Source organism: Bradyrhizobium sacchari (assembly GCF_002068095.1).
In the GTDB taxonomy this organism is placed as follows: Bacteria; Pseudomonadota; Alphaproteobacteria; order Rhizobiales; family Xanthobacteraceae; genus Bradyrhizobium; species Bradyrhizobium sacchari.
This window is the reverse complement of the sequence record NZ_LWIG01000018.1, coordinates 133150-155279: the sequence shown is the minus strand read 5'-3', so window position 1 is coordinate 155279 and position 22130 is coordinate 133150. Positions and strand designations below refer to the sequence as shown.

The following is a 22130-nucleotide window of genomic DNA, read 5'->3' as shown; positions in this document are numbered from 1 at the left end:
CGCCGCCACCTCCGCCGCGCGTATCCGCCCCTCCGCCGCGGATGGCCGCGCCTCCGCCGCCGAGGATGGCTGCACCTCCGCCACCGCGACCCGCTCCGCCGCCCGTTGCTGCGGCCCGGCCCGCACCGCCACCTCCGCCGGTGGCCCGGCCGGCTCCGCCCCCGCCACCGCCACGGGTGGCCGTGGCCCCGCCGCCGCGTCCGGCGCCGCCTCCGCCACCTCCGCCACGCCCGGCGGCCCCGCCGGCCGCCGCCAAGAAGTGCCCGCCCAACCAGCCGAAGTGCTAAATGGCAGGCCAGGATTGACGGAGTAGGGGCCTTTCGCGGGCGAAAACCGCCCGGATAGGCCCTTATTTTCTTGCTTCTGGCCGAAATTGCGCTATAGAGCGCGCCATCTCACACGGAAACATGGCTCACAAGGCCGTCCGGTGGCAGCCGGGGCGAGAACGCTCCGTTTTGCTCACACGTTTCCGGAGGAACCAACCGGAGAATTAGAACGATGGCACTGCCCGATTTCACTATGCGTCAGCTGCTCGAAGCTGGCGTGCACTTTGGTCACCAGTCTCACCGCTGGAATCCGAAAATGGCTCCGTTCATTTTCGGCACCCGCAACAACATCCACATCGTCGATCTCGCCCAGACCGTGCCGATGCTGCATCAGGCCCTCCAGGCCGTCAGCGACACGGTGGCCAAGGGCGGCCGCATCCTGTTCGTCGGCACCAAGCGCCAGGCGCAGGACGGCGTCGCTGATGCCGCCAAGCGCTGCGCGCAGTATTTCGTCAATTCGCGCTGGCTCGGCGGCACGCTGACCAACTGGAAGACGATCTCGGCCTCGATCAAGCGCCTGCGTCACCTCGACGACGTGCTCTCGGGCGGCGAAGCCAATTCCTACACGAAGAAGGAGCGCCTGACGCTTCAGCGCGAGCGCGACAAGCTCGACCGCTCGCTCGGCGGCATCAAGGACATGGGCGGTCTGCCCGACCTGATCTTCGTGATCGACACCAACAAGGAAGACATCGCGATCCAGGAGGCCCAGCGCCTCAATATCCCGGTCGCCGCGATCGTCGACACCAATTCGGATCCGAAGGGCATCACCTATGTGGTCCCCGGCAATGACGACGCCGGCCGCGCCATCTCGCTGTATTGCGATCTGATCGCGCGTGCGGCGATCGACGGCATCTCGCGCGCCCAGGGCGATTCGGGCGTCGACATCGGTGCCTCGGTCCGCCCGGTCGCCGAAGAGCTGCCGGCGGCGTCCTCGAGCGGCTTCCAGGGCCTTGCTGGTCCCCGCGGCACGGCCGACGATCTCAAGAAGCTCCCGGGCGTGTCGGGCGCGATCGAGAAGAAGTTCAACGACCTCGGCATCTTCCACTACTGGCAGCTCGCCGAGCTCGACCACGACACCGCGCACACGATCGGCGAAGAAGTCGGTCTGCCGAGCCGCGCGGATGCCTGGGTGGCCAAGGCCAAGGCGCTGACCGCGGAAGCGGAATAGTCAAAAAGAGCGATGGGTTGGCCGGATAGGATCCGGCCACCATTTCAGTTGACGCGAATTCCTGAGATGGACCGCGGCGGGGCGATTGGATGCCACGCCGCGGCAAACCGGCAGGCACAAAGGATTTTCAACGATGGCAACGATCACAGCTGCGATGGTCAAGGACCTGCGCGAGTCGACTGGCGCGGGCATGATGGACTGCAAGGCCGCGCTCACCGAGAACGACGGCAACATGGAAGCGGCCCAGGACTGGCTGCGCAAGAAGGGCCTGTCGAAGGCCGCCAAGAAGTCTGGCCGCGTCGCGGCCGAAGGCCTGATCGGCGCGCTCACCAAGGGCACCAAGGGCGTCGTGGTCGAGGTCAATTCCGAGACCGACTTCGTCGCGCGCAACGGCCAGTTCCAGGGCCTCGTCAAGATGATCGCCCAGGTCGCCTTCGATGCCGGCGCCGATGTCGAGAAGATCAAGGCCGCCAAGGTCGGCGAGGTCACGATCGAAGCCGCCATCAATGACGCGATCGCCACCATCGGCGAGAACATGACGCTGCGCCGCGCCGCCGCCCTCGAGGTGAAGCAGGGCGTGGTTTCGCACTACGTCCACGGTGCGGTCATCGACGGTGCCGGCAAGATGGGCGTGCTCGTTGCGCTCGAATCGCCGGGCAAGGCCGACGAGCTCGCCGCCCTCGGCCGTCAGATCGCGATGCATGTCGCGGCCGCCAATCCGCTGGCTCTCGATCCGTCCGGCCTCGATCCGGCCGTCGTCAAGCGCGAAAAAGACGTGCTCGCCGACAAGTACCGTCAGCAGGGCAAGCCCGAGAACGTGATCGAGAAGATCGTCGAGTCCGGCCTGAAGACCTACTACAAGGAAGTCTGCCTGCTCGAGCAGGCCTTCATCCACGACACCGGCAAGTCGGTGGCGCAGGCGGTGAAGGAAGCCGAGGGTAAGGTCGGCGGCGCGGTGAAGATCGCCGGCTTTGTGCGCTATGCTCTCGGTGAGGGAATCGAGAAGCAGGAAAGCGACTTCGCGGCCGAGGTCGCGGCGGCCAGCGGCAAGAAGTAAGCGCCGGAACGTTCCTTCCGGCGTGCCGCCGGAAGCGGCGCCCGGACAAGGAAAGTGCTCATGACTGATCCGGTCTATCGTCGCGTCGTGATCAAGCTGTCCGGCGAATATCTCGCGGGACAGCAGGGGTTTGGCATCGATCAGCCGACTGTCGACCGGGTTGCGGACGATCTGATCGCAGCCCGCCATCTCGGCACCGAGGTCGCGGTGGTCATCGGCGGCGGCAACATGGTCCGCGGCGTCGAGGTCTCCTCCCGGGGGGTCTCGCGCACCACCGGCGACACCATGGGCATGCTCGCCACCATGATGAACTGCCTCGCGCTGGAGGCGGCGATCGAGCGCAAGGGCACGCCGGCACGCACTTTGTCTGCCTTCGTGATGCCCGAGATTTCCGAGCTGTTCACCCGCGCTGCGGCGCACAAATACCTCGCCGAAGGCCGAATCGTGCTGCTCGGCGGCGGAACCGGCAATCCGTTCTTCACCACCGACACCACGGCGGTGTTGCGCGCGGCCGAGATCGGCGCGCAAGCGGTCCTGAAGGCGACCAATGTCGACGGCGTCTACTCGGCCGACCCGAAGAAGGATCCGAGCGCCACGCGGTTCGATCGGCTGACGCATTCGCAGGCGATCGAGGGCGGCTACAAGGTGATGGATGCGACCGCCTTCGCGCTTGCCCGCGAGACGGCGCTGCCTATCATCGTGTTCTCGATCGCGGAGCCGGGCTCGATCGGTGCGATTCTCCGTGGCACCGGCCACGGAACCATCGTCGCCGGCTGACGGCTCAGCTGCCGCGCCCTCAACGGGAGGCCGCGGTGAGGTCGCCGGGATTTTGAAGGAGAAACGTGATGGCCACGGGTAATTTCGACCTCAACGAAGTGAAGCGCCGCATGCAGGGCGCCGTCGCCTCGCTCAAGCACGAGCTTGGCGGTCTGCGCACAGGCCGCGCCTCGGCCTCGATGCTCGATCCCGTGCAGGTCGACGCCTATGGCAGCCACATGCCGCTCAATCAGCTCGCCACTGTCAGCGTGCCCGAGCCGCGCCTGATCTCGGTGCAGGTCTGGGACAAGTCGATGGTCAAGGCGGTGGAAAAGGCGATCGTCGATTCCAATCTCGGCCTGTCGCCCGCGACCGAGGGCCAGGTGCTGCGCCTGCGCATCCCCGAGCTCAACGAGGAGCGGCGCAAGGAGCTGGTAAAGGTTGCGCATAAATACGCCGAAGCCGCCAAGGTCGCCGCGCGCCACGTCCGCCGCGACGGTCTCGACGTCCTGAAGAAGCTCGAGAAGAATCACGAGATGTCGGAGGACGACCAGAAGCGTCACGCCGACGAGGTGCAGAAGGCGACCGACGGCACCATCGCCGAGATCGATCAGCTGCTGGCCGCCAAGGAAAAAGAAATCCTGACTGTTTAAGGCTGCCTCCATGTCCAACGCCGCCGCGCCCGCTACGGACGGACCCGACCGGTCCGAGGCGCCCGCGCATGTCGCCATCATCATGGACGGCAATGGGCGTTGGGCGGCCGCGCGCGGCCTGCCGCGTGCAGAGGGGCATCGCCGCGGCGTCGAGGCGCTGCGCCGCGTGGTGCGCGCCTCACACGAGCTCGGCATCCGCTATCTCACCATCTTCTCCTTCTCGTCGGAGAACTGGTCGCGTCCGGCGAGCGAGATCGGCGATCTCTTCGGTCTGCTCCGTCGCTTCATTCGCAACGATCTGGCGAGCCTGCATCGCGACGGCGTCAAGGTCCGCATCATCGGCGAGCGCGACGGGCTCGAAGGCGACATCTGCGCGCTGCTCAACGAGGCCGAGGAGCTGACGCGCGACAACACGCGCCTCACGCTCGTCGTCGCCTTCAATTACGGCTCGCGGCAGGAGATCGCGAAGGCGGCGCAGAAGCTGGCGCGCGAAGTCGCGGAAGGTAAGCGAGACCCCGCCACGATCGACGCCGAGACCCTTGGCGCGCATCTCGATGCGCCCGACATTCCCGATCCCGATCTCATCATCCGCACCAGCGGCGAGCAGCGCCTCTCGAATTTCCTGATGTGGCAGGCGGCCTATAGCGAGCTCGTCTTCGTGCCGATCCACTGGCCCGATTTCGACAAGGCGGCGCTGGAAAGTGCGATCGCCGAATTCGCCAGGCGCGAGCGCCGTTTCGGCGGCCTGGTCGCGAAAACCGCCTCGTGAGCGAGTCCGACACCGCACCGGCGGGCGCCAAGCCTGCCCCCAGCAATCTCGTGCTGCGGGTCCTCGCAGCCTTGGTGCTGGCGCCGCTGACCATCGCGATCGCTTACGCCGGTGGCTGGTTGTGGGCGCTTCTCGTCACCCTTGTCTCGATCGGGCTGTTCGCGGAATGGCTGATGGTGGTGGGTGCGGGATCGACAGCTCTGACCGGGGCAGGGACCATCGTCATTGCCATGATGGGCTTGTGCGTTGCCGCCGGCGCGCTCAAGACGGCCGTCATCGTTGGCTGCGTCGGCGGTGCGATCGTGACGCTGATCGCGCGCGGCAAGTTCCTATGGGCGGCCACCGGCTTTGCCTATGCGTCGGCGGCGCTGCTGGCCTCGATCCTGGTGCGGAAGGATCTCGTCAACGGCTTCGCCGCACTGATGTTCGTGCTGCTCGTGGTCTGGGCGACCGATATCGGCGGCTATTTCGCCGGCCGTGGCATCGGCGGACCGAAATTGTGGCCGCGGGTGAGCCCGAAGAAGACCTGGGCCGGAGCGCTGGGCGGCTTTGCCGCCAGCCTTGCGGTCGCCGCCGGCTTTGCGGCTTGCGGGGTCGGAAGGGCGGTTCCGTTGCTGCTGGTCAGCGCCGCGCTGTCGGTGGTGTCGCAAGCCGGCGACCTCTTTGAATCCGCGGTGAAGCGGCGGTTCGGTGTCAAGGATTCCAGTCACTTAATTCCCGGCCATGGCGGGCTTATGGACCGCCTGGACGGCTTTGTTGCCGCCATCCTGGCGGCTTGGTTTATCGGCTTTCTCCGGCACGGTGTGCATAGCGCCGGAAGCGGTCTTATGGTTTGGTGAGGATATGAGCGCCGTTCCCTTGCGTAATAACAGGCTTGCTGCGTCCGACATTCGCAGCGTCACAGTCCTCGGTGCCACCGGCTCGATCGGCGACAGCACGATGGATCTGCTGCGCGCATCGCCCGAGCGCTACCGCGTCGAGGCCTTGACGGCAAACGGCAATGTCGAAGCCTTGGCCAAGCTCGCGAAGGAATTCAACGCGCGCTTCGTGGCGATCGCGGATGGCTCGAAGCTCGGCCAGCTCAAGGCTCTCCTTGCGGGAACGAGCACTGAATGCGGCGCCGGCGAAAGCGCGGTGATCGAGGCAGGTGCGCGCCCGGCAGATTGGGTGATGGCGGCCGTCAGCGGTGCCGCCGGGCTGAAGCCGGCTCTCGCCGCGGTCGATCGCGGCGTGCATGTCGCACTCGCCAACAAGGAGTGCCTCGTCTGCGCCGGCGATTTCTTCATGCAGCGCGCGGCGAAGGCCGGCGCCTGTATTTTGCCTGCGGATTCCGAGCATAACGCGCTATTCCAGGCGCTCGCCTCGGGCAATCGCGACGAGCTTGTCCGCGTCATCATCACGGCCTCGGGCGGCCCGTTCCGGACCTGGAAGCCCGCCGACATCGAGCAGGCGACGCTCGAACAGGCGCTCAAGCATCCGAACTGGAGCATGGGCCAGAAGATCACGATCGATTCCGCCTCGATGATGAACAAGGGCCTCGAGGTGATTGAGGCGTCCTATCTGTTCGCCCTCTCGCCCGACGAGATCGACGTCCTGGTGCATCCGCAGTCGATCATTCACGGCATGGTCGAATTCTCCGACCGCTCGGTGATGGCCCAGCTCGGCGCGCCCGACATGCGCACGCCGATCGCGCACTGCCTCGGCTGGCCCGATCGCATCAAGGGTCCGGCGGCCAAGCTGGACCTTGCCAAGATCGGCCAGCTCACCTTCGAGGCGCCGGACTTCGAGCGGTTCCCGGGACTGCGGCTAGCCTACGATTCGCTCCGGACCGGGAAGGGGGCCACCACGGTCTACAATGCCGCCAATGAGGTCGCCGTCGCCGCGTTCATCGCCGGCAAGATCCGGTTCGGCGCGATTGCACGGCTGGTCGAGGCGACGCTTGATGACTGGATCCGCGGCGGCAACCAGGCGCCCCTGACGTCCGCCGACGATGCAATTTCTGTTGACCATGTTGCTCGAAATAGAGCCGCCGCCCTATTGCCTCAAATTGCCTTAAAGGCATCCTAGTTGGTTCGGGGCCAGGGCCTTGCGGCGCTGGGTGAGGGAAATCGATGATCGACTTTTTCGTCCATAGTTTCAATGCGTTGAGCCATGGGCTCCTCGGCTACGCGGTTCCCTTCCTGTTCGTCCTGACCATCGTCGTGTTCTTCCACGAGCTCGGCCATTTCCTGGTCGCGCGCTGGGCGGGCGTTCGCGTGTTGACCTTCTCGCTCGGCTTCGGACCTGAGCTGGTTGGTTTCAACGATCGCCACGGCACCCGCTGGAAGATCTCGGCGATCCCGCTGGGCGGCTACGTCAAGTTCTTCGGCGACGAGAGCGAGGCCTCGACCCCGTCGGCCGAGACGCTTGCCGCCATGACGGCCGAGGAGCGCGCCGGCAGCTTCCACCACAAGAAGGTTGGCCCGCGCGCGGCCATCGTGGCCGCTGGACCGATCGCCAATTTCATTCTGGGCGCGCTGATCTTCGCCGGCATGGCCCTGTACTACGGCAAGCCGAGCACGATCGCGCGCGTCGACGGCGTCGTCGCCGATGGTGCCGCGGCTGCGGCCGGTTTCAAGATTGGGGACGTCGTCGTCCAGATCGACGGCAAGCCGATCGAGAGCTTTGCTGACATGCAGCGAATCGTTGCGATGAATGCGGGTTCGGCTCTTGCGTTCCAGGTGAAGCGTGACGGCGCCATCGTGTCGCTGACCGCGACCCCGGCGCTCCTCGAGCGCAAGGATCCGTTCGGGAACAGCCACCGTGTTGGCGTGCTCGGCGTCGAGCATAAATCGCAGGCTGGGGAGGCTTCGACGGCACCGGTCGGGGTCGGCGAAGCACTCAAGATCGGGGTGGAGCAGGTCTGGTTCATCATCACCAGCACCTTCAAGTTCCTGGGCTCGCTGTTTGTCGGGAACGGTAACCCGAACGAGGTCAGCGGTGTCCTTGGCATCGCGAAGATGTCGGGGCAGGCGGCCAGCGCCGGGTTCCAGTTCGTGATCAACCTCTGCGCCGTGCTGTCGGTGTCGATCGGTCTGTTGAATCTGTTCCCGATCCCTCTGCTCGATGGCGGTCACCTTATGTTCTACGCAGCCGAGGTGGTTCGCGGCCGGCCCTTGTCCGAGCGGACGCAGGAGATGGGGTTCCGAATCGGGCTGGGTTTGGTGCTGATGTTGATGGTGTTTGCCACCTACAACGACATCCTCCGGATGGCAGCTTCCTGATAGGGGCTTTTTTGTGGCGTTGCTGTTGAGCAACGTCCTGGAATGAAATTGAAATCACGGCGCTTTCGGCCGTTTGCGGCGTCGGCGAAATTGGCTACAAGCGGCCTGAACTTGGGGAATCTCCAGACCGGCGTTGGGGTGGGTCTGGCACGGAATGATAAGGGCGCGTTGCGCATGAAGTTTGGACTGCGACTCCGGGGGGGCTTGCTCGCAACCCTGATCATGTTCGGCGCGCCGGTGGTTGCCCCGGTCGGGGCTGTTTTTGTGTCTTCGTCTGCGCTTGCTCAGACCGTCCAGTCGATTTCCGTCGAGGGAAATCGCCGTGTCGAGGTGGAGACGATCCGCTCCTATTTCAAGCCGGGCCCGGGCGGTCGCCTGGATCAGGGCGCCATCGATGACGGCCTCAAGGCGCTGATCGAGACCGGCCTGTTCCAGGACGTCAGGATCAATCGCGGCCCCGGCGGCCAGATCGTCGTCTCCGTGGTGGAAAACCCGGTGATCGGGCGCATTGCCTTCGAGGGCAACAAGAAGATCAAGGACGAACAGCTCCAGGCCGAGGTCCAGTCCAAGGCGCGCGGAACCTTCTCCCGCGCCATGGTGCAGTCCGACACGCTGCGAATCGCCGAGATCTATCGCCGGTCCGGCCGCTACGACGTGCGCGTCACGCCCGAAATCATCGAGCAGCCGAACAACCGCGTCGACCTTATCTTCACGATCGTGGAAGGCGCCAAGACCGGCGTGAAGTCGATCGATTTCGTCGGCAACGTCGCGTTCTCGTCCTACCGCCTGCGCGACGTCATCAAGACGCGCGAATCGAACCTTCTCAGCTTCCTTGCCAGCGGTGACATCTACGATCCTGATCGTGTCGAGGCCGACCGCGATCTGCTCCGCCGCTTCTATCTGAAGAACGGCTACGCCGACGTCCAGGTCGTGGCCGCGCTCACCGAATACGATCCGGAGAAGAAGGGCTTCAACGTCACCTTCAAGATCGAGGAAGGCTCGCAGTATCGCGTCGGCGCGGTCGATTTCCGCACCAGCATTCCGAACTTCGATCCGTCGTCGATGCGGGGCTATTCGCGCGTCAATGTCGGCTCGCTGTACAACGTCGAATCGGTCGAGAAGTCGGTCGAGGAGATGCAGATCGAAGCATCGCGCCGCGGCTATGCCTTCGCCGTGGTCCGTCCCGGCGGCGACCGCAATTTCGAGGCGCACACGGTGTCCGTCGTGTTCAACATCGACGAGGGCCCGCGCACCTATATCGAGCGCATCAATCTGCGTGGCAACACCCGCACGCGCGACTACGTCATTCGTCGCGAGTTCGACATTTCCGAGGGCGATGCCTACAATCGCGCGCTGGTCGATCGCGCCGAACGGCGCCTGAAGAACCTCGACTATTTCAAGAGCGTCAAGATCACGACGGAGCCCGGTTCCTCGAGCGACCGCGTCATCCTGATCGTCGACATGGAAGAGAAATCGACCGGCGACTTCTCGATCTCGGGCGGCTATTCCACGACCGACGGTGCGCTGGCCGAAGTGTCGGTCTCCGAGCGCAACCTGCTTGGCCGCGGTCTGTTCGCGAAGGCGTCGGTGACCTACGGCCAGTACGCGCGCGGCTATTCGCTGTCGTTCGTCGAGCCCTATCTGCTCGACTACCGTGTCGCGCTGGGCCTCGACCTCTATCAGCGTGAGCAGAAGTCCAACAGCTACATCTCCTACGGTACCAAGACGCTCGGCTTCTCGCCGCGCCTCGGCTTCTCCTTGCGTGAAGACCTGGCGCTGCAGGTGCGTTACTCGATCTATCGGCAGGAAATCACGCTGCCGTACACGCTGGCGAACTGTAACAACTTCGTTAATTCGGGGGTGTTTAACCCGTCGCCTGCATATGCCAACACACCGCAAGGCGCGGCGGATATTGCGAGTAGCGGTTTTAACTTCGCAGCCACCAACGGCCTTGGTTGCTACGCCGACGGCGAAGCCTCGCTGCCGGTCCGCAAGGAACTGGCCAACGGCAAGACCCTGACCTCGGCGGTCGGCTACACGCTCAGCTACAACACGCTGGACAACAACAAGAACCCCACCGATGGCTTGCTCATCGACTTCCGCCAGGACTTCGCCGGCGTCGGTGGCGATGTCTCCTATCTGAAGACCGTCGCCGATGCGAAGTACTACACCCCGCTGGTGTCCGACATCGTCAGCGTTGTGCACCTCCAAGGCGGTGTCCTGAACAAGATCGGCAGCAGCGACCTGCGCATGCTCGATCACTTCCAGATGGGGCCCAACCTCGTCCGCGGTTTTGCCCCGAACGGCATTGGCCCGCGCGACTTGAACCCCTTCGGCACGCAGGACGCGCTCGGCGGCACCAAATATTGGGGCGCTTCGCTTGAATTGCAGATGCCGTTCTGGTTCCTGCCGAAGGAAGTGGGTCTGAAGGGCGCTGTGTACGCCGACGCCGGCGGCCTGTTCGACTATCAGGGTCCGACGACGTGGTCGGTGACCAACGAAGTGACCACGACCAGGAATTCGAATTGCGTGCCGTCGACCGTCAATCCGGCTACGGCTGGAACTTGTACCGGCTTGGTGTACGACAACGGTAATAGCGTTCGGTCGTCTGTCGGCGTTGGCCTGATCTGGCAGTCGCCGTTTGGTCCGCTGCGCTTCGACTACGCGGTGCCGTTGACGAAGGGCAAGTATGACCGCACGCAGGAGTTCCGGTTCGGCGGCGGCACCTCGTTCTAATCTAGTCAGCAGGGCATCCGGCCCCGCTGGGCCGGTCTCCAAAAAGATCGTGCCAATCCAAGAGATGGGGCATGATGCGGCCGAGCCGCTTCATGCCGAAGCCGGACCGCGACGGGGTGGAATGGCGCAGTCGACCTTCTTCAAAAAGCCGCCTGCCACAGCGCTGGCCGACATTGCCACGCTGACCAAGGCGCAACTGGTTGACCCAGCAAGGGGTGGCCATGTCATCACGGGTCTGGCTTCGCTCGACGAAGCCGGCCCCATGCATCTGGCATTCTTCGACAACCTAAAATACGTCGATCAGCTCAAGGCAACCAGGGCGGGTGCATGCCTGGTCAGTCCGCGCTTCGAGGCCGAGGTGCCGGCCAATGTGGCCGTGCTGCGCGTGGCGCAGCCGTTCCGCGCCTTCGTCAGGATCGCGCGCGAGTGGCACGCGGACGCGCTGAGGCCGCAATCCTGGACCGGCAATGACGGCATCGCCCCGTCGGCCATCATCGATCCCACGGCCCGGCTCGAGGACGGCGTGATCGTCGAGCCGCTGGCGGTAATCGGGGCGGAGGTCGAGATCGGCACCGGCACGGTGGTCGGCGTCGGCGCCGTGATCGGCCCCGGCGTCAAGATCGGGCGGGACTGCAATGTCGGTGCCCGCACCGCGATCCAGTGCGCGCTGATCGGCAACAACGTCCTGATCCATCCTGGCTGCTCGATCGGCCAGGACGGCTACGGTTTCATCTTCTTCGGCCCGGAGGGCCATCTGAAGGTGCCCCAGACCGGGCGCGTGCTGATTCAGAACGATGTCGAGGTCGGCGCCAACACCACGATCGACCGCGGGTCCTTGCGCGATACGGTCATCGGCGAGGGGACCAAAATCGACAATCAGGTCCAGATCGGCCACAATGTTACCATCGGACGGCACTGCCTGCTGGCGGCCCAGATCGGCCTCGCCGGCAGCTTGACCATCGGCGACAACGTGGCGCTCGGAGCGAAGGTGGGCATCAACAATCACCTCAAGATCGGCGATGGAGCCCAGGTGACCGCGATGAGCGCGGTCAAGGACGACATTCCGCCGGGCGGCCGCTGGGGCGGGCACTTCGCCAAGCCGACCAAACAATGGTTCAAGGAGATCATCGCGGTGGAGCGTCTGGTACGCGACAGCAAGGCCGATCCGAAGGACGAGGGACGGGAATGACGGCGGAATCACCTGTTAAATTCGAGCTGGTGGACATCAACGCGATCCTCCAGACGCTGCCGCACCGCTTTCCGATGCTGCTGATCGATCGCGTGATCAACATCCGCGCCGATTACAGCGGCATCGGCATCAAGAACGTCACCTTCAACGAGCCCGCCTTCCAGGGGCATTTCCCCGAGCGCCCGGTCTATCCCGGCGTCATGATGATCGAGGCTATGGCGCAGACGGCCGGCGTGATCGGTATCAAATCGGTCGAGGGCACGGAGAAGCCGCGCGCGGTGTATTTCCTCACCATCGACAAGTGCAAATTCCGCAAGCCCGTGCTACCCGGCGATACCATCGAGTATCACATGCGCTCGCTCGGCCGCCGCAAGACCATGTGGTGGTTTCACGGCGACGCCAAGGTCAACGGCCAGGTGGTTGCGGAGGCCGATGTCGGCGCCATGCTGACGGACTGAGGGACCCACTGCGTGAACGGATTCACACGTGGCAGTCATAGCGGCTGCCGGCCGCCTCGCGCCTGATATTTTGGTTGAAGAACTGGCCCATCGACGGTGCGTCGAGGAGGCGCTCGACCGTATCGGGCGTCACGCCGCAATAGCGGTCATAGGTGCCGCCCGCCGCGACGACGAGGTCCTGCCGCGTGGAATCGTAACAGACCCGCTGAAGCACCGTGCTCCGGGTGATGTCGCGGCATTCGAATGTCCCGAGATCGACGAGATGACGCTCGCCGGTCTCGACCGTCTCGGAGACGACCGGGGCCGCCGCGAGCTGCGCGAGCAGAAGCGCCAGAGCCCTGACCATGACAACCTCAAGCTCCACATGAACAAGTTGAAGGGCCGGAAGGGCCGCTTCGTCGGGCACTTGAAACAGGCCGAGATCATACGTCACTGGACAGATCGGGCATAGTCGCGCTAACCACCGGAAAACCAAGCGACTTCAACACATAATCAGACCTTCTTGACGAGTTAGATTGCTTGATGAGCAAGATTGATCCCACCGCACGGGTCGCAGACGGCGCCGTGATCGGCGAGGGCACCGAGATCGGACCCTTCTGCATCATTGGCCCGAATGTCGTGATCGGCGCGAATTGCAAGCTGATCGGGCATGTACACGTCACGGCGCAGACCACCATCGGCGACGATTGCACGATCTATCCCTTCGCCTCGCTCGGCACGCCGCCGCAGTCGCTCAGCTATCGGGGCGAGCTGACGAAGCTTGAGATCGGCTCGGGCTGCACCATCCGCGAGTCCGTCACCATGAACGCTGGTACCGTCGCCGGCGGTGGCATCACCACGATCGGTGACCGTGGCTACTTCATGAACTGCAGCCATGTCGGTCATGACTGCCATGTCGGCAACGACGTGATCTTCGCGACCTCGGCGACGCTCGGCGGTCACTGCGAGATCGGCGACTTCGTCTTCATCGGCGGCCTGTCCGCCGTGCACCAGTTTACCCGCATCGGGCCGCAGGTGATGGTCGGCGGCGTCTGCGGCGTACGCGACGACATCATTCCGTTCGGGCTGGTCAATGGCCAGTATGCGGTGCTCGAGGGCCTCAACCTGATCGGCATGAAGCGGCGCAAGTTCACCAAGCAGCGGCTTGCGACCGTGCGCGGCTTCTACCAGAAGCTCTTCCACGGCGCGGGCACGTTCGCCGAGCGACTGGAGGCGGTGCGGCCGCTCGCCGGCGAGGATCCGGCGATTGCCGAGATTCTCGGCTTCATCGGCAAGGGCAAGCGCCCACTCTGTCTTCCTGCCATCGAAAAGTGAAGCTGCGATGGCCGCGGACATGACACCGGCGGCTCCGGAGATTTCATCGCCGGTCGGCGTGGTCGCCGGCGGCGGCGCGATGCCGTTCGCGGTCGCCGACTCGCTGGCCGCACGCGGCATCACGCCGGTGCTGTTTCCGTTGCGCGGGGCCTGCGATCCGGCGCGGGTGGAGAAGTTCCGCCACCGCTGGATCTCGGTCGGCCAGCTCGGCCGTGCGATGCGGCTGTTTCGCGAGGAGGGCTGCCGCGACCTGATCTTCATCGGCACCCTGGTGCGGCCCTCGTTGTCCGAGATCCGGTTCGACCTCAAGACGCTGCGCCTGCTCGGCAACGTCATCCGCGCCTTTCGCGGCGGCGACGACCATCTTCTCTCCGGTGTCGGCCGCATCCTCGAGCAGGACGGCTTTCGCATGGTCGGCATCAAGGATGTCGCACCTGACCTCTTGATGCCCGAGGGCTGCATCAGCCGTGCATGGCCGAATGACAATGCCAAGGGCGATATCGAACGCGGGCGCGCGGTGCTGACGGCACTCGGTCCGTTCGACATCGGTCAGGCCGCGGTCGTGATCGACGGCCATGTGGTCGCGGTCGAGGACATCGAGGGCACCGACGCGCTGCTCGCGCGCATCGCGCGCCTGCGCGAGGAAGGGCGTATCCGCGCCGCCACCGGTCGCGGCGTGCTGGTGAAGACACCGAAGAGCGGCCAGGATCTGCGCTTCGACCTGCCGACCATCGGCCCGCGCACCATCGAGGGTGTCGCGAAGGCCGGCCTTGCCGGCATTGCCGTCATCGCCGGCAACACGATTGCCGCCGAGCCGCAGGCGATGATCGCGCTTGCCGACGCCAGATATCTCTTCATCATCGGCCTTCCCAAATGATGCAGACCCGCGATCCCAAGCGGAAGGTTTTCCTGATCGCCACGGAGGAATCCGGCGACCGGCTCGGCTCGGCCCTGATGAAGGTGCTGCGCCAGCGTCTCGGCGACGGCGTGCAATTCGTCGGCGTCGGCGGCCGCACCATGGCGCGAGAGGGGCTGGAGACGCTGTTTCCGATCGAGGAGCTGTCGATCGTCGGTTTCGCCGCGGTGGTGCAACAACTACCGAAAATCCTGCGGCTGATCCGCCAGACCGTCGACGCCGTGACTGAGGCCGCGCCGGACGCGCTCGTCATCATCGACAGTCCCGACTTTACCCATCGCGTCGCCCGCCGCGTGCGTGCGCGCAATCCTGCGATCCCGGTCGTGGACTACGTTTCGCCGCAGCTCTGGGCCTGGCGGCCGGGCCGGGCGCGGACCATGCTCGGCTATGTCGATCACGTGCTCGGCCTCCTGCCGTTCGAGCCGGAGGAATACCGCAAGCTTGGCGGTCCGCCCTGCAGCTATGTCGGCCATCCCCTGATCGAGCAATTGTCCTCGCTGCGGCCGAATGTGGAAGAGCAGAAGCGCCGGGACGGTGAGCCGCCGGTGCTGCTGGTGCTGCCCGGCAGCCGACGCAGCGAGATCCGGCATCATCTCGAGATGTTTGGCGCGGCGCTCGGCCGCTTGCAGGCGGAGGGCCGCGCCTTCGAATTGATGCTGCCGACCATGCCGCATCTCGAAGCAGCTGTGCGCGAAGGCATCGTGAGCTGGCCGGTGAAGCCGCAGATCGTGATCGGCGAGGCCGAGAGGCGCGCCGCCTTCCGCATCGCGCATGCCGCGCTGGCGAAGTCCGGCACGGTGACGCTCGAGCTTGCGCTGTCGGGCATTCCGATGGTGACGGCCTATCGTGTCGGTGCGATCGAGGCCTTCATCCTGCGCCGCGCGATCCGCGTCTCCTCGGTGATCCTCGCCAATCTCGTGATCGGCGAGGATGTCATTCCGGAGTATTTGCAGGAGGACTGCACGCCGGAGAAGCTCGCGCTGGCGCTGTCCGAGGTGCTGACCGACACGCCGCTGCGGCAGCGGCAGGTCGAAGCCTTCGCCCGGCTCGATCAGCTCATGTCGACAGGTAATAAGTCGCCAAGCGTACTCGCCGCCGACGTTGTGCTCGCCACGATGCGGAAGGGGCGGCGCTAGGCCAAACCGCCGTCCACCCGAAAACACTGGCTTGTGATCCGCTGGCTCTCGTCGGATGCGAGAAACAGCGCCATCCGGGCGATGTCCTCAGGCGTCACCGCATCGGGAATGGCCTGACGGGTGCGAAACTCGGCGATGACCCGCTCGTCCGGATACCACAGCCTTCGCTGGCGTTCGGTGATCACCATGCCGGGCGCGATCGCGTTGACCCGGATGCGGTCGGGGCCGACCGACCGCGCCAGCGAGTTGGTGAAGCCGACGATGGCCGCCTTCGCGGCGGCATAGACCGGCAGCGCCGGGGCGCCGCGCATCCAGGCGATCGACGACATGTTGATGATCGAGCCGCCGCCGCGCGCCTGCATCTGCGGGACCACGGCTTGAGCAGCAAAGAAGACGTGCTTCAGGTTGACGCCGATCGTCCAGTCGAACTCGGCGGGCGTCACCTCCGCGAGCACCTGGCGCTGGTCGTTGGCGGCGTTGTTGACGAGCACCGCGGCGTCGCCGAGCTTTCGATGCACCTCTGCCATCGCGCCGCGCAAGGCGTCGATGTCGAGGAGATCGCAGGGCGCGAACAGCGGCGCCGTGCCGGACGCGGCGGCGACCTCCGTGACCAGCGCGCTGCCGGCGGCTTCGTCGATGTCGAGGAACGCCACGTGGGCGCCCTGAGCAGCGAAGGCGCGCACGAAGGCGGCACCGATGCCGCTGGCGCCACCGGTGATCAGCACCACGCGGTCCGCGAGGCCGGCATAGTTCGTCTTGGTCATGCGATCAGTCGCTCCGTCTCGGGGTCGAACAAGCAAAGGCGGCGGGTGTCGAGCGCAAAGGGGGCAGAGGTGCCCGGCGCGGGTCGGACGTCCGGCGAGACGCGCGCCTGCGCGGGCTCGCCGCCAAGCCGCAGCAGGACGATGGTCTCGGCCCCCGTGGGTTCGACCATCTCGACCGGCGCGGTGACGACGACTGGCGGCCCGCTCGCGCCGGAAAATGCGCGGTCCCCCTCGGCGATGCATTCCGGCCTGATTCCGAGCACCACCTCGCGGCCGACATAGGATGTAGCGGCATCATAGTCCTGCAGGTGCAGACGCACCTCGTCCGGCCGCCCGGCGCCGATCACAACCACCGGGCCGCTGCCATCTGCCTGGAGTCGTGCCCGCATCGTATTCATCGGCGGCGAGCCCATGAAACGGGCGACGAACAGATTGGCGGGATAGCGATACACGGTGTCGGGGTCGGCGAACTGCTGAACCACACCGCGGTGCATCACGGCGATGCGGGTCGCCATTGTCATCGCCTCGATCTGGTCGTGGGTGACGTAGACGATGGTGGCGCCGATGCGCTGATGCAGCCGCTTGATCTCCATCCGCATCTCGACACGCAGCTTGGCATCGAGATTGGAGAGCGGCTCGTCGAACAGGAAGAGCAGGGGATCGCGCACCAGCGCCCGGCCCATCGCCACGCGCTGGCGCTGGCCGCCGGACAGTTGCGACGGCTTGCGGCCGAGCAGGGGTTCGATCTGGAGCAGTTTTGCAACGTTCGCGACCGCCTTCTCCTGCTCGGCCTTCGGCACGTGCCGGCACTCCATGCCGAACGTGATGTTCTGGCGTACCGTCATCGAGGGATAGAGCGCGTAGGACTGGAACACCATGGCGATGTCGCGGTCCTTCGGCGGGACGTCGTTGACCACGCGCCCGCCGATTTCGACGGTGCCTGCGCTCGGACGGTCGAGCCCGGCGACAATGTTGAGCAGCGTGGACTTGCCGCAGCCGGATGGTCCGACCAGCACGGTGAACTCGCCGCTCTCGATGTCGAGATCGATGCCCTTCAGCACCTCCAGATTGGCGTAACGCTTCGACAGGGCGCGAATGCTCAGGGCTGCCATGACGGCCTCATCATTTCACGGCCCCGGCAGTGAGGCCTCGCACGAAGTACTTGCCGCCGATCAGGTAGATCAGCAGGGTCGGCAGGGCGGCGATCATCACCGCGGCGCTTTGCACGCCATGCTGCGGGATATCGGCGACCCCGGCGGAGAGCGCGATCAGCGCGGCGGTGACCGGCTGCTGCTGACCGGTCGTGAATGTCACGCCGTAGAGAAACTCGTTCCAGATATGCGTGAACTGCCAGATCACGGTGACGACCAGGATCGGCGGCGAGAGTGGCAGGATGATGCGCCAGAAAATGCGAAAGAACCCTGCGCCATCGATCCGCGCAGCCCTGATCAATTCCTGCGGGATTGCAACGTAATAGTTCCGGCAGAACAGGGTGGTGAAGGAGAGGCCCTGGATGGTGTGGATCACGACCAGGCCGGTCAGCGTGTTCATCAGGCCCGTATCTCGCAGCACGATGGTCCAGGGCAGCAAGCGCATCTGCTGCGGCAGGAAGATGCCGAGCGTGACGATACCGTAGATCCAGCTGTCGCCGCGAAAGCGCCAGAGCGAAACCGCGTAACCGGCGATCGCGCCGAGCAGGGTGGAAAGGATGGTCGCGGGGATGGTCACGAGGGCGGAGTTCAGCATGTACGGCCGGATACCGGCGCAGGTTTCGGCGACGCAGAAACCATTCCAGGCGGCGGCGTAGTTGCTCCAGGCCAGGTGCTGCGGCCAGCCGATCATCGAGCCCTGCGCGATCTCCTCGTTGGCCCGGAGCGAATTCAGCACGACGACAGCCAAGGGCGCGAGCCATGCTGCGGCGACCAGCGAAACGATGAGGTAGATTAGAATCCGGCTTGGCGCGAAGGTCCGGTCACGCATGGATCGCTCGCCGCCGCTGGATGTAACGCCACGCTGCATAGGGCAGCAGAACGGCGAGAAGGATGAGCAGCATCAGGACCGCCGCCGCCGCTCCGCGTCCGAGCAGGCTGCGCTGGAACATCAGGTCATAGACGACGAGGGCCGGCAGCTGCGTCGCGATACCGGGCCCGCCATTGGTGAGCGCGCGAACGAGGTCGAAGGTCGAAATCGCGAACTGCAGCTGGATCACGATGACGGTGATGGTGATCGGCCAGAGCGTCGGCAGGATGACGCGCCGGTACATCCTGATCGCCCCGGCGCCGTCGATTTGCGCGGCCTTGATCAGGTCGGCATCGACCGAGCGAAGGCCGGCAAGGAAGAGCGCCATGGCAAACCCGGAGGATTGCCAGATCGCAGCGATGACAATCGTCCAGATCGCCATGTCGCGGTCGATCAGCCAGTCGAACCGGAACGCGGTCCAGCCGAGGTCGTGGACCAGCTTCTGGATTCCAAGGCCGGGATTGAGCAGCCAGCTCCAGACCGTGCCGGTGACCACGAACGACACCGCCAGGGGATAGAGGAAGATGGAGCGCAACAAATTCTCGCCGCGAATGCGCTGATCGAGCAGGATGGCGAGGATGAGGCCGGTCGCCAGGCTGAGCAGCACGAAGGCGCTGCCAAACAGCAGCAGATTGTCGAGGGCGATCTGCCAGTTCCGCGAGGCCGCGACCGCGGAATAGTTGCGCAAACCCACCCAGCCCGCAACAGGGACGAGGGTGGATGGTGTGAACGATATCCAGATCGTCCACAGCGAGAACGCAATGAGATGCGCGGCGGACAACAGCAGCGGCACCCAGATCGTCAGAATTTCGGGCAGCCGGCGAACCACCTCGGAAGTCGCCGGCCGGCCCCGTCCTGTCGAGGCGGCGATGGTCAACGCGCGCTCTCGACGGCCTCGGCGAGGCGTGTGGCCGCTTGCTCCGGCTTGATCGTCTTGTTCTTCACATACTCCGTGATCACGTCGATCATCGCCGCGGTCATGCCGTTCTCCTGCGCCATGTTGTGCGCAAGACTGAGAACGGCCTGATTGCTGGCGATCGCCTCTTTCAGAGCTGCTGCTGTCCGCCGTTGACCGTCCGACCAGCCTTCACCGGACAGATCGACATCGGTGCGCACGGGGATCGATCCCGTGATCTGCGAGTACATCGTCTGGATCGCCGGATCCATGACGAGCTGGGCCATCAAGGTCTGACCCGCCTGCAGATCGGGCTCCTTGCGCTGCCAGAAGATGAAAGCATCGGCGTTCAACAGGAAGACCGGCTTGCCATTGTCGCTTGGGCCCGGGGCGATCATGAAGTCCTCGAACTTGAATCCGGCATTGCGCAGCACGCCCTGCGCCCATCCGCCCATGATCATCATGCCCATGTCGCCGTCGACGAAGCGCTTTAAATTGGTCGAGAAATGCTGGGCGCCGACGTTCGGGTCCATCCAGTCGGCGATCTTGCGGACCTGCACGAAGGCAGCCGTGATCTCGGGGGCCTTCAGGGCCTTCTCGTCGAGAGTCATGATGGCCGTGCGGTACACGGCTGGACTGATCCCGGCCAAGGCGGCCTCGAACTTCTGCCCGTCATCGGGTCGGGTGCCGCCGTTGGCGACGGGATATGCGACGCCGCCCGCTTTCATCTTCTCGGCGAGATCATTGAACTCGGCCCAAGTGACGGGGACCTTGTCGGCCTTGGCCTTGTCCATCGCGCGCTTGGACAGGAACAGCATGTTGGTGCTGTAGATCTGCAACGGCAGCGCAATCCACTTGCCTGCAGGCTTGTGCAATTTGGCAAGGTCTGGAGCCACGACCTTTTCGTAACCGGCGGCCGCGACGACGGCGTCGAGGTCGACGGTCGGGGCGATCTTCGACCAGGCCGCGATCTCCGGGCCCTTGAGTTGCGAGCAAGCCGGGGGATCGCCGGCGATGATCTGGGCGCGCAACTTGTTCATCATCTCGGTGGTGAAGCCGGGAACCGGCGAGTGCTGCCAGACCCCGCCCTTCTCCTCGAATTTCTTGCCGAGCGCCGTGATCGCCGCCCCGTCGCTGCCAGCGGACCATTGCGAGATCGCGGTCAGGCGCGGCTTGACTGCGCCTTGCGCGCGGGCAAATGCCGGCAGTGCGAGCGCGGCAGCAGATCCTGCGAGCAGACGACGCCTTGTTGTTGTGATCGGCATGGCAGTTCCTCCCGGTGTGAATTTGTGGCGCGTGCAGACCGCGCGGCTCAGGGCATGTCAGGCCGCCTCCGTCGATGCTGCGGGCATGCCGCCGCTTCTGGCGAGGCAGAAGGCGGCGAAGGCCAGCGCGGCCTGCGGATCGTTGCCGGTCGAGGGCGGCACGAAGGCGAGAGACACCTGCGCCAATTTGCGACCGCCCAGCAGGCAGGCGTCGATTCCCTCGATCACTGCCTTGCGGTCGTCCTCGGCGAGCAGCGATGGCCAGCCACTGATCGCGACCCCGCCGCAAGGCTTCACATTCAGCGTATTGCCGATCGCAAGGCCGAGCCGGAACAGCCGCCGGCGCAACTCCTGGCGAACGCGCGACGAGAGCGGGATCGCGTTGGCCCATTCGTAGCCGAGCCGGAGCAACTCGATCTCGGAAACGCCAAGAAGTTCGGCCAGGGCCTGCAGCGACGTGTAGGCCTCGACGCAGCCATGATGTCCGCAGCGGCAGCGCGGTCCATCCGGCCCGAACACCATGTGGCCGAGTTCGATCGGTTGCAGGGCGTCGGCCTCGGCAGGATCGTCCATCCAGGCGCCGGCAACGCCATGGCTGACGAACACGAACAGATGCGTGCCGCTGAAGGGATAATTCTCCGTGCGACAGCGATGAAAGGTGGCGTGCGCGACGACCGAATTGGTGAAATCGATCGGCACGCCCGCGAACGTCTGGCCGAACATGTCGCGGAGGCGGTCGACGTCGCAGGGGATGATCGGATTGCCCGACACGCTGAGCCGGCCGAGGCCAGGAACGGAGACGCCGATCTGCGCGAGGGTGATGCGGCGGCGGCGCGTCCAGTCGCGCAGCAACGTCATGGCCTCGCGGAACGCACGGCCGACGGACTCGACGGTCGGCCTTTTCGGCAGCGGCACGTGCTCCGTGTAGTGCAGTTCGCCCGACAGGCTGCCAACTCCGACGCTGAGCCGCTGCGTGCTCAGCTCGAAGGCCGCGAGTGCCACCGAGCCATCGAGTGAGACGAGCGCCGTGGGACCACCTACGTAAGGGGCGGGGCGCCGCACTTCCTCGATCAGGCCTTCGGCCTTCAGGTCAAACAGAATACGCGACAGGCTGGCCTCGGACAGGCGGACCGCCTTGGCCAGAGGCGGCCGAAACGTGCCGCCCGACTGAAGCAGATGAGTCAAAATGGCAGCCCGCGTCTGCCGCCGACTTCTCGGCTGCTCCGGCATTTCCATCCCTGTCGTCATTCTTACTTAGTGTAAGAATTTGCGCGCGGAGCGTTTCGACTGTCAAGCGTTTGCGGGCGCGATGCGCCGACTTGTTGTTGTGCGCGGCAGCAAGATCGGCGCGTGCGATGACGGCTCAGGAGAGGCGCGCGACGTCGACGATGATCCGCACGCGGTTGTCCGGGTCGACCAGGACAGGCAACACGACGCCAGCGGCGG

At 65.2% G+C, this 22130-nt stretch carries 21 protein-coding genes; 14 read left to right on the top strand and 7 right to left on the bottom strand.

Going from position 1 to position 22130, the window contains the following annotated elements; translation table 11 throughout:
• Positions 1-498: 498 nt before the first annotated feature.
• From A5906_RS22935 to fabZ, 11 genes are all read left to right on the top strand, one after another.
• Positions 499-1494 carry a 30S ribosomal protein S2 gene (locus A5906_RS22935; RefSeq protein ID WP_080137556.1) on the top strand — a complete coding sequence of 332 codons (996 nt, stop codon included), beginning with the start codon at positions 499-501 and terminating at the stop codon, positions 1492-1494.
• A 133-nt stretch (positions 1495-1627) separates the two neighbouring features.
• Positions 1628-2551 carry a translation elongation factor Ts gene (gene tsf / locus A5906_RS22930; RefSeq protein WP_080137555.1) on the top strand — a complete coding sequence of 308 codons (924 nt, stop codon included), beginning with the start codon at positions 1628-1630 and terminating at the stop codon, positions 2549-2551.
• A gap of 60 nt (positions 2552-2611) precedes the next feature.
• Positions 2612-3328, top strand: a complete 717-nt coding sequence (gene pyrH, locus A5906_RS22925; RefSeq protein ID WP_080137577.1) for a UMP kinase — start codon at positions 2612-2614, stop codon at positions 3326-3328.
• Between the two features lie 68 nt (positions 3329-3396).
• Positions 3397-3960 (top strand): ribosome recycling factor, encoded by a 564-nt coding sequence (frr, locus tag A5906_RS22920; protein WP_057756077.1) that lies wholly within the window; start codon positions 3397-3399, stop codon positions 3958-3960.
• A gap of 10 nt (positions 3961-3970) precedes the next feature.
• Complete coding sequence (locus tag A5906_RS22915; RefSeq protein WP_080137554.1) at positions 3971-4729, top strand: isoprenyl transferase; 759 nt, start codon at positions 3971-3973, stop codon at positions 4727-4729.
• Entirely contained in the window at positions 4726-5568 is an 843-nt protein-coding gene (locus A5906_RS22910) for a phosphatidate cytidylyltransferase (RefSeq protein WP_080137553.1), read from the top strand. The genes A5906_RS22915 and A5906_RS22910 overlap by 4 nt, the downstream gene beginning before the upstream one ends.
• 4 nt (positions 5569-5572) lie before the next feature.
• Positions 5573-6796 carry a 1-deoxy-D-xylulose-5-phosphate reductoisomerase gene (gene dxr / locus A5906_RS22905; RefSeq protein WP_080137552.1) on the top strand — a complete coding sequence of 408 codons (1224 nt, stop codon included), beginning with the start codon at positions 5573-5575 and terminating at the stop codon, positions 6794-6796.
• Between the two features lie 44 nt (positions 6797-6840).
• Positions 6841-7992, top strand: coding sequence for an RIP metalloprotease RseP (gene rseP, locus A5906_RS22900; RefSeq protein WP_080137551.1), 1152 nt, complete (start codon positions 6841-6843; stop codon positions 7990-7992).
• Between the two features lie 174 nt (positions 7993-8166).
• On the top strand, positions 8167-10728 hold the full coding sequence (gene bamA, locus A5906_RS22895; protein WP_080137550.1) for an outer membrane protein assembly factor BamA: 2562 nt from the start codon (positions 8167-8169) through the stop codon (positions 10726-10728).
• A 121-nt stretch (positions 10729-10849) separates the two neighbouring features.
• Positions 10850-11917: a UDP-3-O-(3-hydroxymyristoyl)glucosamine N-acyltransferase gene (lpxD, locus tag A5906_RS22890; RefSeq protein WP_080137576.1), complete on the top strand. Its 1068-nt coding sequence runs from the start codon at positions 10850-10852 to the stop codon at positions 11915-11917.
• Positions 11914-12375, top strand: coding sequence for a 3-hydroxyacyl-ACP dehydratase FabZ (gene fabZ / locus A5906_RS22885; RefSeq protein ID WP_036010015.1), 462 nt, complete (start codon positions 11914-11916; stop codon positions 12373-12375). The genes lpxD and fabZ overlap by 4 nt, the downstream gene beginning before the upstream one ends.
• Before the next feature lie 22 nt (positions 12376-12397).
• Here fabZ and A5906_RS22880 read toward each other — a convergent pair whose 3' ends face one another.
• Positions 12398-12721 carry a KTSC domain-containing protein gene (locus tag A5906_RS22880; protein WP_080137575.1) on the bottom strand — a complete coding sequence of 108 codons (324 nt, stop codon included), beginning with the start codon at positions 12719-12721 and terminating at the stop codon, positions 12398-12400.
• Positions 12722-12897: 176 nt separating this feature from the next.
• Between A5906_RS22880 and lpxA the strand changes: the two genes are divergently transcribed.
• The 3 genes from lpxA to lpxB are packed head-to-tail and all read left to right on the top strand — an operon-like array spanning position 12898 to position 15741.
• The gene (lpxA, locus tag A5906_RS22875; RefSeq protein ID WP_080137549.1) at positions 12898-13689 is read left to right on the top strand and encodes an acyl-ACP--UDP-N-acetylglucosamine O-acyltransferase; all 792 of its coding nucleotides are present in this window, start codon (positions 12898-12900) and stop codon (positions 13687-13689) included.
• Positions 13690-13708: 19 nt separating this feature from the next.
• Positions 13709-14566, top strand: a complete 858-nt coding sequence (locus A5906_RS22870; RefSeq protein ID WP_080137574.1) for an LpxI family protein — start codon at positions 13709-13711, stop codon at positions 14564-14566.
• Entirely contained in the window at positions 14563-15741 is a 1179-nt protein-coding gene (lpxB, locus tag A5906_RS22865; protein ID WP_080137548.1) for a lipid-A-disaccharide synthase, read from the top strand. Before A5906_RS22870 ends, lpxB begins: the two co-directional genes overlap by 4 nt.
• Here the strand turns inward: lpxB and A5906_RS22860 are convergent.
• From A5906_RS22860 to A5906_RS22835, 6 genes are read right to left on the bottom strand one after another with little or no spacing between them, the layout of a single operon-like run.
• Positions 15738-16505, bottom strand: coding sequence for an SDR family NAD(P)-dependent oxidoreductase (locus tag A5906_RS22860; protein ID WP_080137547.1), 768 nt, complete (start codon positions 16503-16505; stop codon positions 15738-15740). The genes lpxB and A5906_RS22860 overlap by 4 nt on opposite strands.
• Entirely contained in the window at positions 16502-17617 is a 1116-nt protein-coding gene (locus A5906_RS22855) for an ABC transporter ATP-binding protein (RefSeq protein ID WP_080137546.1), read from the bottom strand. Before A5906_RS22855 ends, A5906_RS22860 begins: the two co-directional genes overlap by 4 nt.
• Before the next feature lie 10 nt (positions 17618-17627).
• Positions 17628-18485 carry a carbohydrate ABC transporter permease gene (locus A5906_RS22850; RefSeq protein ID WP_080137545.1) on the bottom strand — a complete coding sequence of 286 codons (858 nt, stop codon included), beginning with the start codon at positions 18483-18485 and terminating at the stop codon, positions 17628-17630.
• A complete protein-coding gene (locus A5906_RS22845; RefSeq protein ID WP_080137544.1) occupies positions 18478-19401 on the bottom strand; it encodes a carbohydrate ABC transporter permease in 924 nt (307 codons plus the stop codon). The genes A5906_RS22850 and A5906_RS22845 overlap by 8 nt, the downstream gene beginning before the upstream one ends.
• Positions 19398-20684 (bottom strand): ABC transporter substrate-binding protein, encoded by a 1287-nt coding sequence (locus A5906_RS22840; protein ID WP_080137543.1) that lies wholly within the window; start codon positions 20682-20684, stop codon positions 19398-19400. The genes A5906_RS22845 and A5906_RS22840 overlap by 4 nt, the downstream gene beginning before the upstream one ends.
• 57 nt (positions 20685-20741) lie before the next feature.
• Positions 20742-21920, bottom strand: a complete 1179-nt coding sequence (locus A5906_RS22835) for an ROK family transcriptional regulator (RefSeq protein WP_186465176.1) — start codon at positions 21918-21920, stop codon at positions 20742-20744.
• Between the last annotated feature and the right edge of the window lie 210 nt (positions 21921-22130).

Bases quoted from the DNA above. Each gene is read 5' to 3' on its own strand.
- A5906_RS22935 (WP_080137556.1), top strand. From the start codon at position 499: ATGGCACTGCCCGATTTCACTATGCGTCAGCTGCTCGAAGCTGGCGTG.
- tsf (WP_080137555.1), top strand. From the start codon at position 1,628: ATGGCAACGATCACAGCTGCGATGGTCAAGGACCTGCGCGAGTCGACT.
- pyrH (WP_080137577.1), top strand. From the start codon at position 2,612: ATGACTGATCCGGTCTATCGTCGCGTCGTGATCAAGCTGTCCGGCGAA.
- frr (WP_057756077.1), top strand. From the start codon at position 3,397: ATGGCCACGGGTAATTTCGACCTCAACGAAGTGAAGCGCCGCATGCAG.
- A5906_RS22915 (WP_080137554.1), top strand. From the start codon at position 3,971: ATGTCCAACGCCGCCGCGCCCGCTACGGACGGACCCGACCGGTCCGAG.
- dxr (WP_080137552.1), top strand. From the start codon at position 5,573: ATGAGCGCCGTTCCCTTGCGTAATAACAGGCTTGCTGCGTCCGACATT.
- rseP (WP_080137551.1), top strand. From the start codon at position 6,841: ATGATCGACTTTTTCGTCCATAGTTTCAATGCGTTGAGCCATGGGCTC.
- bamA (WP_080137550.1), top strand. From the start codon at position 8,167: ATGAAGTTTGGACTGCGACTCCGGGGGGGCTTGCTCGCAACCCTGATC.
- lpxD (WP_080137576.1), top strand. From the start codon at position 10,850: ATGGCGCAGTCGACCTTCTTCAAAAAGCCGCCTGCCACAGCGCTGGCC.
- fabZ (WP_036010015.1), top strand. From the start codon at position 11,914: ATGACGGCGGAATCACCTGTTAAATTCGAGCTGGTGGACATCAACGCG.
- A5906_RS22880 (WP_080137575.1), bottom strand. From the start codon at position 12,721: ATGGTCAGGGCTCTGGCGCTTCTGCTCGCGCAGCTCGCGGCGGCCCCG.
- lpxA (WP_080137549.1), top strand. From the start codon at position 12,898: ATGAGCAAGATTGATCCCACCGCACGGGTCGCAGACGGCGCCGTGATC.
- A5906_RS22870 (WP_080137574.1), top strand. From the start codon at position 13,709: ATGACACCGGCGGCTCCGGAGATTTCATCGCCGGTCGGCGTGGTCGCC.
- lpxB (WP_080137548.1), top strand. From the start codon at position 14,563: ATGATGCAGACCCGCGATCCCAAGCGGAAGGTTTTCCTGATCGCCACG.
- A5906_RS22860 (WP_080137547.1), bottom strand. From the start codon at position 16,505: ATGACCAAGACGAACTATGCCGGCCTCGCGGACCGCGTGGTGCTGATC.
- A5906_RS22855 (WP_080137546.1), bottom strand. From the start codon at position 17,617: ATGGCAGCCCTGAGCATTCGCGCCCTGTCGAAGCGTTACGCCAATCTG.
- A5906_RS22850 (WP_080137545.1), bottom strand. From the start codon at position 18,485: ATGCGTGACCGGACCTTCGCGCCAAGCCGGATTCTAATCTACCTCATC.
- A5906_RS22840 (WP_080137543.1), bottom strand. From the start codon at position 20,684: ATGCCGATCACAACAACAAGGCGTCGTCTGCTCGCAGGATCTGCTGCC.
- A5906_RS22835 (WP_186465176.1), bottom strand. From the start codon at position 21,920: ATGGAAATGCCGGAGCAGCCGAGAAGTCGGCGGCAGACGCGGGCTGCC.